Genomic DNA, 8706 nt, shown 5'->3' with positions numbered 1-8706 from the left:
CTCCCCCACTATGGATAAATTAAAATTTTGTAAGTTTCCGCCGTGGGGGCGATCGCTTGGTCTACGGCTTGTGATAAATTTTGGAGGGGATAGCGATCGCTAATTAAGGCTTTCACATCAATGCGGCGATTAAATACGATGTCCGCAGATAGGCTTTGCAGGCGGTAGGATGAGCTATAACTGCCCATTAAGTCTATTTCCCGACGGTAGAGAGTATTGGGGTTAATGGGGATTGTCAACTCGTCTGGGAACTCCGCAAAGAAGAGAATTTTTCCACCTTTGCGAGTGCAGTCTAAAGCTTGGAAAAATGCTTTGTCACTGGGAACAGCTAACAAGGTGACATCAACACCCATTCCCCCAGTTAAAGCTTGAATTTTGGTAGATAAATCAGCGTCACGGGCATCAAAAGCTGCTTCTGCGCCTACTTCTAGAGCTTTTTCAATTCTAGATGGTAAGAGGTCGGTAGCGATCGCTTTCGCTCCAAAATACTTCACCAACATCATAAACATTAACCCAATGGGACCTGCCCCAGTTACTAATACAGTTTGTCCCGGTGCAATTTGAGCTTTTTTCACCGCTTTTAAACAGCAATTAGTGGGTTCAACAAAACTCGCCTCTTCAAAACTGATATCATCAGGGATGGGAATTAAGCCACCATTTTCGACAATGTGACCTGGAACTTTCACATACTCCGCAAAACCGCCACCACTGGCGTTAAAACCCGCGCTAGTGGAGATATTTTTATAAACATCGCACATGGAAAAATTATCATTTAAGCAGTAAGCGCAACGCATACATGGTATATGGTGCATCACCGCTACCCGTTGTCCTACTTGCCACCCTTTTACCTGTGAACCAACAGCCGCAATAGTTCCAGCGGTTTCATGTCCAAATATGCGTGGCGGTTCATACAAAGGATAACGAATCTTTTTAATATCTGACTGACACAAACCCACAACCCTCACCTGCACCAGCACTTCATCTGCGTCTAGGGTAGGAACTGGGATTTCCTCGTAGGATAATTGATTTACGCCTCTAAATACTTGTGCTTTCACGTTGGTTTTCCACTATTCAACGTTACTAGATTTAACATTTTGTGGGTGAGGTTAAGTTATGGAGTTTTATCTTTCTGTCTTTTAGCTTTTTCTAATTGTGTTTCTAAGCTTTGTTCAAAAATTTGGAATGCTTCAACATCTGCTGATGAAAGATATCCCCCGATTTCGCCATTCTCAAATCTGAGAATCTCACCACGGTTGTCTTTAGCAGTAATTGTTAAAATTTCCCCTTTTTGCCAAAGACGATATCGCTTACCTTCATAGTACCGCCCACCATCTGGTGCTACTTCACCTAGTTTATCTAATGTTTTTTTGGCACTTTGCACAATTTCGTCACCATAGAATTGGCAGCGAATAGTACGAGTAAATTTTGGTACTCTATTCTTTCTATTTAAATTAGTTGTTTCTAACTTGTCAATAATCTCAGGAACACTTTTTGGATCTTTAAGCTCATTAGACTGCTCCCAAATGATTTTAATCATTGTTCCTGGATTTTGCTCATCAAGGTACACCAAAAAATCATCTGCGTGCCAAGCTTCAATACCCCAAGGAGTTAAAGCTTGTGTAGGAAAACCATCCATGTCAACAGTAACAATAACTTTGGCCTTAGCAACTATAGCAGCAGCAATAACATGATGATCCCTGGGATTGTTGGTCATTGCTGCTATTAACTGTGAAGGTACTTCCACCATCGCATCAGGAAAGTTTGTCTTGATTTGTTCTTGAAAGTATGCTGCTTGAGCATCTGTTTTCATTCTTCCATTTTTTAGAAGGTTACGAGTAGCTCCATCCAGAATTTCTTGTGAAAAATGAAGTTCGTATAACTCTGCTTCAGCAGCACGCATCAAAGTATCACACAAAGGCATAGGGTAGATAACACAGGAATCTAAAATTACAGAAAGTACCATTTTACCGATCTAATTCACTACTTTCATCATCATAGAATCCCTCTGCTTCCAAAAACTGAGTAAATTGCTTAATTCCTTCCCGACGCTTAGTATCTCGTTCTTGCTTATACTTCATTAAATCATCAAAACGGACACGCCGATGTGTTCCCACTCTAATACAAGGAATTTCACCTTGATCTAATAACTTAATCAGGTAAGGACGGGAAACTTTGAGAATGTCTGCGGCTTTTTGTGTCGTTAGTTCTCTATCCTGAATAACTACAGATATTACCTTACCTAATGCTAGTGCATGAACAGCTTGATGTAAAATCTGATAAACCGATTCGGGAATCTGAATTTCTTTACCGTCTGCTCCTACTAATTTTGGTTGAGACCCTTCAAGCTGGAGTATACTTTCAAGATGCTTGATAGATGATTTTTCCGGTTCTTGAGCCATAACTGACTCTAAAGGCAGGTTTTGCTCAGTGATAGTCTTCATAATGAATATATATTTGATATCTATATCATATATTTTATATCCTCTAAACGCAATATCCGCAACAGAAATCAAATAAAATATACTTTGTGAAACGTTGTGACAAAGCAATAGATTTTGGGCAAGTTTATTTTTTGGACATTTTTATGGAGAAGCTAGATGAAATCTTGTAAATTCTCATCACAATTTGACATATCTGTAAACGAAAATACAGTTTAACAAATGATTTGTATGGGAGAATATAGGTAAGAAAATAATTATTTTCACCTAAAATATAACTGCAATTCTCAACCAAAATATACATCATCATAATAATGGCAAAATGCCGTTATTTTCCATTTCCTATGAGATATCATCAAAATAACTGGCAATAATAAGTAAGTTGGCGTTAAACAATCAACATATGTAACGAAATGTAAATTCGACAAATACCTTATAGATAGGTTATTTAAGGGTTTTTACGAAAAAAATGTATATTGATTTTATCGTGCCGACTTACTTATATCTTCTATGCTTGTGAAGTTCCAGGTTAAATATAATTACTAATTGCTGTAGTCAAATCTAGGTTTATTTATAAATTTTATCATGCAGATGCACCATATAGATTATGATCTGCTGTCTAAATCCCGATTGTTCAAATCCTCAAAATCCAAATAATCATCAAATTTGTCAAACTTGTCACACTCCGTTAGTGCCACTTTTGAGAAATCGGTTTCGTGTCATCCGTGTTCTTTCTGATGAAGGTGGATTTGGCAGAACTTATATATCAGAAGATATTGATAAATTAAATGAATTATGTGTAGTTAAACAACTAGCACCAAAATTTCAAGGTACTTGGTCACAAAAAAAAGCAATTCAGCTATTTTCAGAAGAAGCAAGACGACTTCAAGAATTAGGAGAACATCCCCAAATTCCCACATTAATAGCTTATTTTGAACAAGATAATTGTTTATATTTAGTACAACAATTTATTGATGGTCAAAATTTATTTAATGAATTAAAGTCTCGAAGAATTTATCAAGATTGGGATATTCAATCTATTTTATTAGATTTATTACCAATTATCAAATTTGTGCATCAACATGGGGTAATTCATCGTGATATTAAACCAGAAAATATTATTCGTCGAAAATCTGATGGGAGATTAACACTTATTGATTTTGGTTCTTCTAAACAGTTAACTGCACAAGTACAGCGAAAAAATGGTACTTCTATCGGTTCTCATGGTTATTCTCCCATTGAACAAATTAGAGATGGAAAAGCCTATCCTGCAAGTGATTTATTTGGTTTGGGTGCGACTTGTTTTCATCTATTAACAGGAATTTCTCCTTTTCAATTATGGATGGAATATGGTTATGCTTGGGTAGGAAATTGGCGGCATTATTTACGTTTTCCTTTGAGTTTAGAATTAGCAGAAATTATAGATAAGCTACTACAAAAAGAAATACAGGATCGTTATCAATCTGCTGATGAAGTAATTAGAGATTTGATGAAAAAGCATACTCATATTCTACCAGCAGCGAATCATACAATTATAGAATCACCTAGAAAAAATTCTCACCCACATTCATCAAAATATATTTGGGTTAGAAATTTAATTTTCATCTTGGGGATAATTGTTTTTTTGGGATTAGCAGAATCTGGTTATCGAGAATTTCGCAAGTTAAAAACTAATTTTTCTTTTAGTTGGAGTCAACCTCACAATAGTCCACCAATATCTGAAATATCAGCAAAAAAATTATCTTTAGTCAATACTTTTTCTGGACATAAAAGCAAAGTTTTGTCAGTGGTTATGAGTCCAAATGGTAAACTGATTATCAGTAGTGGTGATTGCGAGAAAAGTAGTAATAGTCAATGTGATAATATTAAATTATGGGATGTCATAACAGGTAAAGAAATTACCAGTCTCCAGGGACATTCCCAAAATGTTAATGCAGTAGCTATAACTGCTAATGGAAAAACTTTAGTTAGTGGTAGTGATGATAAAACTATTAAAATTTGGAATTTACAAACAAATCAATTAATTCACACCTTAAAGAGTCATACTGATGCGATTCATAGTTTAGCTATTAGTGGTGATGGTAAAACTTTAGTGAGTGCTAGTGATGATAAAAGTATCAAAATTTGGAATTTAACAACAGGTAAGCTAATTCGTACTTTAATTGGTCATAAATATTGGGTACGTTCTGTAGATATTAGTCCTGATGGTGTCACCTTAGCAAGTGGTAGTTTTGATAAAACTATTAAACTATGGAATATTAATCAAGAAGAACCGATTCAGACTTTAAGTACCAGTTCACAAACAGTCATAGCTGTGGCTTTTAGTCCTAATGGTAAAATTTTAGCAAGTTCCAGCCGCAACCGCACAATTAAATTATGGAATCTACAAACCCTACAAGAAATTCGGACTCTCATGGTAGAAGATAATAGTGTTAATACTATTGCTTTTAGTCCTGATGGTCAAATTTTAGCAAGTGCTGGACGAAATATTTCTGGAGAACAAATCTATCACACCATTAAACTCTGGAACGTGGCTACAGGAGAGGAAATGCTAACATTGACGGGACATAGTAATGCTGTTATCTCCCTTGCTTTTAGTGCTGACGGGAAGTTTTTAGTTAGTGGTGGTGAAGATAATTTAATTAAAATTTGGCAGATTCCAGTCAATAATGACGAAAATTTTTCCCGTCGAGGTTTGGTACTTGATAAAACTAAATTTCGGTAAGTAGGTGAACGGAAAAAACCAAACTCTGTAAAGAAACGTAAAATCGCTGAAAACTTCTTTACTCTTGCCTCTGGTTACTGAGCGAAGTCGAAGTATTGCCTATTGCTATAACCACAATTTTCAACGCCAACCAAAAAAAGATTGTCGTCAACAGATAAACTCACTTATAGAGATAAATACTGGACGCTGATATCAAACCAGAGGCGGAAGGTAATTGAGCAGTAAACGTGATATAGATAATTGTGAGCAAAATTATGGCAGACTGGCAAATAATTACTGGTGGTGTGACAGCAGCGCGGGGGTATAAAGCTTCGGGAATTACAGCAGGACTGAAAGCTTCGGGATTACCGGATTTAGCTTTAATTGTATCAGACGTGGAAGCGATCGCCGCAGGTGTATTCACCACTAGCCAAGTTAAAGCAGCCTGTGTAGATTACTGTCGTCAAGTATTACAAGGGAAACATAGCGCTAGAGCCATCCTTTGTAATGCGGGACAAGCTAACGCCGCAACAGGTGAACAAGGGATTAAAGATGCTCAAGAAAGTGCAGATTTATTAGGTCAAGAATTAGGTATTAACCCAGAATCCATTTTATTAGCTTCCACCGGCGTAATTGGTCAACGGATTAAAATGGATATTTTGCGGGGTGGTATCCCCAAAGTAGTTGCAGAACTATCAGAAACAGGTTCAGACGCAGCCGCAGGAGCAATTGTCACCACAGATTTAGTGACAAAATCCATAGCTTTAGAAACCATTATCCATGACCGTCCGGTGCGAATTGGTGGAATTGCGAAGGGTTCAGGGATGATTCACCCCAACATGGCGACAATGTTAGCCTTTGTTACCTGTGATGCGGCGGTATCTTCTACGCTTTGGCAACAAATGTTAACCAGAGCAGCGGATAGAAGCTTCAATTCTATCACAGTTGACGGTGACACAAGTACAAATGATTGTTTAATTGCTTTAGCAAATGGTCAATCTCGCACCCCAGCAATTACCGAAATGGGGGCAGAGGCACAGAAACTAGAAGCTATGTTAACTTATGTGTGTCAGCATTTGGCGAAAGCGATCGCTCGTGATGGCGAAGGTGCAACTTGTTTAATAGAAGTCCAAGTCACTGGCGCTCACGATGAATTATCAGCCCGCCAAATAGCCAAAACCATTGCCGGGTCATCTTTAGTCAAAGCTGCCATTTTTGGTCATGATCCCAATTGGGGACGGATTGCTGCTGCTGCTGGACGGGCTGGAGTCCCCTTTGAACAAGAAAACCTCTCTGTTAAATTAGGGGATATTTTACTATTTGAAAATGGTCAACCTTTACCCTTTGATAAAGCCGCAGCTAGTGCATATTTAAAAGCAGCAGCTAATGGTGAATATCTGCAATCAGACACGGTGTTAATTTCCGTCGGTGTTGGTAATGGTCATGGAACAGGTCAGGCTTGGGGTTGTGACTTGAGTTATGATTATGTGAAAATTAACGCTGAGTATACGACCTAGAAAAATCGGCGTTGCTGCTTAACTTTTAGTTGCAACGCCAATAGTTCTTAATCTGAGTTGAGGTTTGACAATGCCGCTATAATATTTTTATTATCAGCAATACTCAACAACACCCATGATTCAAACTTTATCTAAAGTTACTACCTTTGAGGAATTTGTCGCTGGGCTTCCTGAAAATTCCGGGGTACGTTACGAACTACATAATGGAAATATCATTGAAATGGCACAACCAATAGGTGATCACGAAGAAGTTAAAGGGTTTTTAGGTGTAGAAATTCCCTTTGAAATTAAACGTCTGGGATTACCCTATGGTATTCCTAACCAAGTTATAGTTAGACCAGAGGGTAAAGATTCTGGTTATTTCCCAGATTTATTAGTGCTAAATCGGGAAAATTTAGCTAACGAAAAACTATGGAAAAAACAATCTATCATCAGTAATGGTGCATCTATACCTTTAGTAATTGAAGTTGTATCAACTAATTGGCGTGATGATTATCATTTAAAATATGCTGATTATGAGGAAATGGGAATTTCTGAATATTGGATTGTAGATTATGCAGCTTTAGGTGGCAGGAATTTTATTGGTAATCCTAAACAACCGACAATCTCTGTTTGTAATTTAATTGATGAAGAATATCAAATTAGTAAGTTTAGAGATCATGAACGGATTATTTCCCAAACTTTTCCTGAATTAGATCTTACAGCAAATCAAATTTTTCAAGCTTCTCTATAATAAAATCATAATTTATGAATAAATTTTTCCATGACATACTCCCTGAGAACAGGTTGCAAAGTGTACTTACCCGCTTCTTTCTCTATTAAACAGCGTGAATATAGCTTTTCTATTGCTTGTAAAAGTTGGGATTTAGAAACAGTCGGTAATATATTTTGATTTGGTGCTAAATCAGTAATAGTTGTTAATTGCTGGTCAGTGGACAGACAGTACATAATTTGCCATTCTAGAACCGAGAGGGGATTTAACTGCTGTTCCAGTAAGCTGTTAATATAATTACTGACTAATAATGTATTTTGTTCTCGGAATTTTTCAATATTACCATCAAATAAGTCAATGATGCTATTGACAGCAATTTTAACTTTTAGAGGATTATTACTATATAGATTACATAATTCGTACTTTTGTTCATCTGTCCCTAACAATTGTTTTGATTGTATCAGGGAAAAGGCTATTTTTGATGAACCATGCAACCTTAAGCAACGCACTGATAATGACCAATTCTCCAGTAAGGTGACTTGAACAGGTTTAGCTCTACTAGTGAAAATCAAACAGCTTTGATGGTTGGTTTCGGCAATTATGCAGAGTAAATGATTATATTCAGTATTACCCACGTCTAAAACTGTGTTTAAATTATCCAAGATAATCAGACAACGATAGGTACGCAAATAATGAATAATTCGATTTATGTCGGGTTTGCTTTCTTTTTGATGGGAGACAAAAGATAGCAAGTCAGTGATCATATTATCAAAACATGGAACTGTCGGCACTGAACGCCAAAAAACGTAATCAAATTGATCATGAATTTGTTTTGTGAGTTGAGTAGCTAAGGTTGTTTTCCCAACTCCACCCATACCGAACAATCCTACCAAGCGACAGCTATCTTGTAAAATCCATGATTCTAGCTGTGTCAGTTCTTCCTTGCGTGCGTAAAATGCGGAAATATCAATTGCTGTTCCCCAGTCTTGACCTGATATTTTTGTTTTTTTTTACGTATTTGTACGTATTGCGGGGGGGTAGAAGTTACTTCCTCATTGGTAACTGCAATTTCTCGCCAGTCGAGGTTTAATTTGCGACATAGTTCTTCAAATGTTGCATAACTCACAGGTTTACCCGTGAGGAAATTGCTAACTGTGGTTAAGGACAATCCGGTATCATGAGCTAAGGCTCTTTGATCCCACATTCCGCACCCCCCAGTGTCACAATCGGTAATTTCGGATTTTTGAATACCTGTGAGGATAATTTTGATACAAAATCGTCGAAATCTTAGGTGGCGATCGCTAATATCAAATCCCCAAACGACCATTTTTCGTT

General features: G+C 37.1%; 8 protein-coding genes. 3 read left to right on the top strand and 5 right to left on the bottom strand.

Going from position 1 to position 8706, the window contains the following annotated elements:
- Positions 1 to 8: 8 nt before the first annotated feature.
- Genes PN450_RS21490 through PN450_RS21480 form a run of 3 tightly spaced genes read right to left on the bottom strand, consistent with a single transcriptional unit; the run spans position 9 to position 2441 of the window.
- A complete protein-coding gene (locus PN450_RS21490) occupies positions 9 to 1055 on the bottom strand; it encodes a zinc-dependent dehydrogenase (protein WP_148765771.1) in 1047 nt (348 codons plus the stop codon).
- A 56-nt stretch (positions 1056 to 1111) separates the two neighbouring features.
- The gene (locus tag PN450_RS21485) at positions 1112 to 1963 is read right to left on the bottom strand and encodes a PIN domain-containing protein (protein ID WP_271837504.1); all 852 of its coding nucleotides are present in this window, start codon (positions 1961 to 1963) and stop codon (positions 1112 to 1114) included.
- 1 nt (position 1964) lies between these two features.
- A complete protein-coding gene (locus PN450_RS21480) occupies positions 1965 to 2441 on the bottom strand; it encodes a helix-turn-helix domain-containing protein (RefSeq protein WP_271837503.1) in 477 nt (158 codons plus the stop codon).
- Positions 2442 to 3045: 604 nt separating this feature from the next.
- Here PN450_RS21480 and PN450_RS21475 point away from each other — a divergent pair.
- The 3 genes from PN450_RS21475 (at position 3046) to PN450_RS21465 (ending at position 7392) form a co-directional block, all read left to right on the top strand.
- Entirely contained in the window at positions 3046 to 5163 is a 2118-nt protein-coding gene (locus PN450_RS21475; protein WP_271837502.1) for a serine/threonine-protein kinase, read from the top strand.
- A 254-nt stretch (positions 5164 to 5417) separates the two neighbouring features.
- Positions 5418 to 6659, top strand: coding sequence for a bifunctional ornithine acetyltransferase/N-acetylglutamate synthase (gene argJ / locus PN450_RS21470; RefSeq protein WP_148765779.1), 1242 nt, complete (start codon positions 5418 to 5420; stop codon positions 6657 to 6659).
- Between the two features lie 115 nt (positions 6660 to 6774).
- Entirely contained in the window at positions 6775 to 7392 is a 618-nt protein-coding gene (locus PN450_RS21465) for a Uma2 family endonuclease (RefSeq protein ID WP_271837501.1), read from the top strand.
- A gap of 5 nt (positions 7393 to 7397) precedes the next feature.
- On the opposite strand, the gene PN450_RS21460 is transcribed toward PN450_RS21465, so the two are convergent.
- On the bottom strand, positions 7398 to 8264 hold the full coding sequence (locus PN450_RS21460; RefSeq protein ID WP_271837500.1) for an NB-ARC domain-containing protein: 867 nt from the start codon (positions 8262 to 8264) through the stop codon (positions 7398 to 7400).
- A gap of 38 nt (positions 8265 to 8302) precedes the next feature.
- The coding region (locus tag PN450_RS21455; protein WP_271837499.1) for a helix-turn-helix domain-containing protein at positions 8303 to 8706 on the bottom strand (404 nt) is incomplete at its 5' end.

The organism is Dolichospermum lemmermannii CS-548 (genome assembly GCF_028330815.1).
Lineage (GTDB): Bacteria > Cyanobacteriota > Cyanobacteriia > Cyanobacteriales > Nostocaceae > Dolichospermum > Dolichospermum lemmermannii.
Note: the sequence above shows the minus strand (reverse complement) of the source record. Positions and strands in the feature narration are given on the sequence as shown.

Excerpts from the sequence above, each read along its gene's own strand:
- PN450_RS21475 (WP_271837502.1), top strand. The coding sequence starts at position 3,046 with ATGATCTGCTGTCTAAATCCCGATTGTTCAAATCCTCAAAATCCAAAT.
- PN450_RS21465 (WP_271837501.1), top strand. The coding sequence starts at position 6,775 with ATGATTCAAACTTTATCTAAAGTTACTACCTTTGAGGAATTTGTCGCT.
- PN450_RS21485 (WP_271837504.1), bottom strand. The coding sequence starts at position 1,963 with ATGGTACTTTCTGTAATTTTAGATTCCTGTGTTATCTACCCTATGCCT.
- PN450_RS21480 (WP_271837503.1), bottom strand. The coding sequence starts at position 2,441 with ATGAAGACTATCACTGAGCAAAACCTGCCTTTAGAGTCAGTTATGGCT.
- argJ (WP_148765779.1), top strand. The coding sequence starts at position 5,418 with ATGGCAGACTGGCAAATAATTACTGGTGGTGTGACAGCAGCGCGGGGG.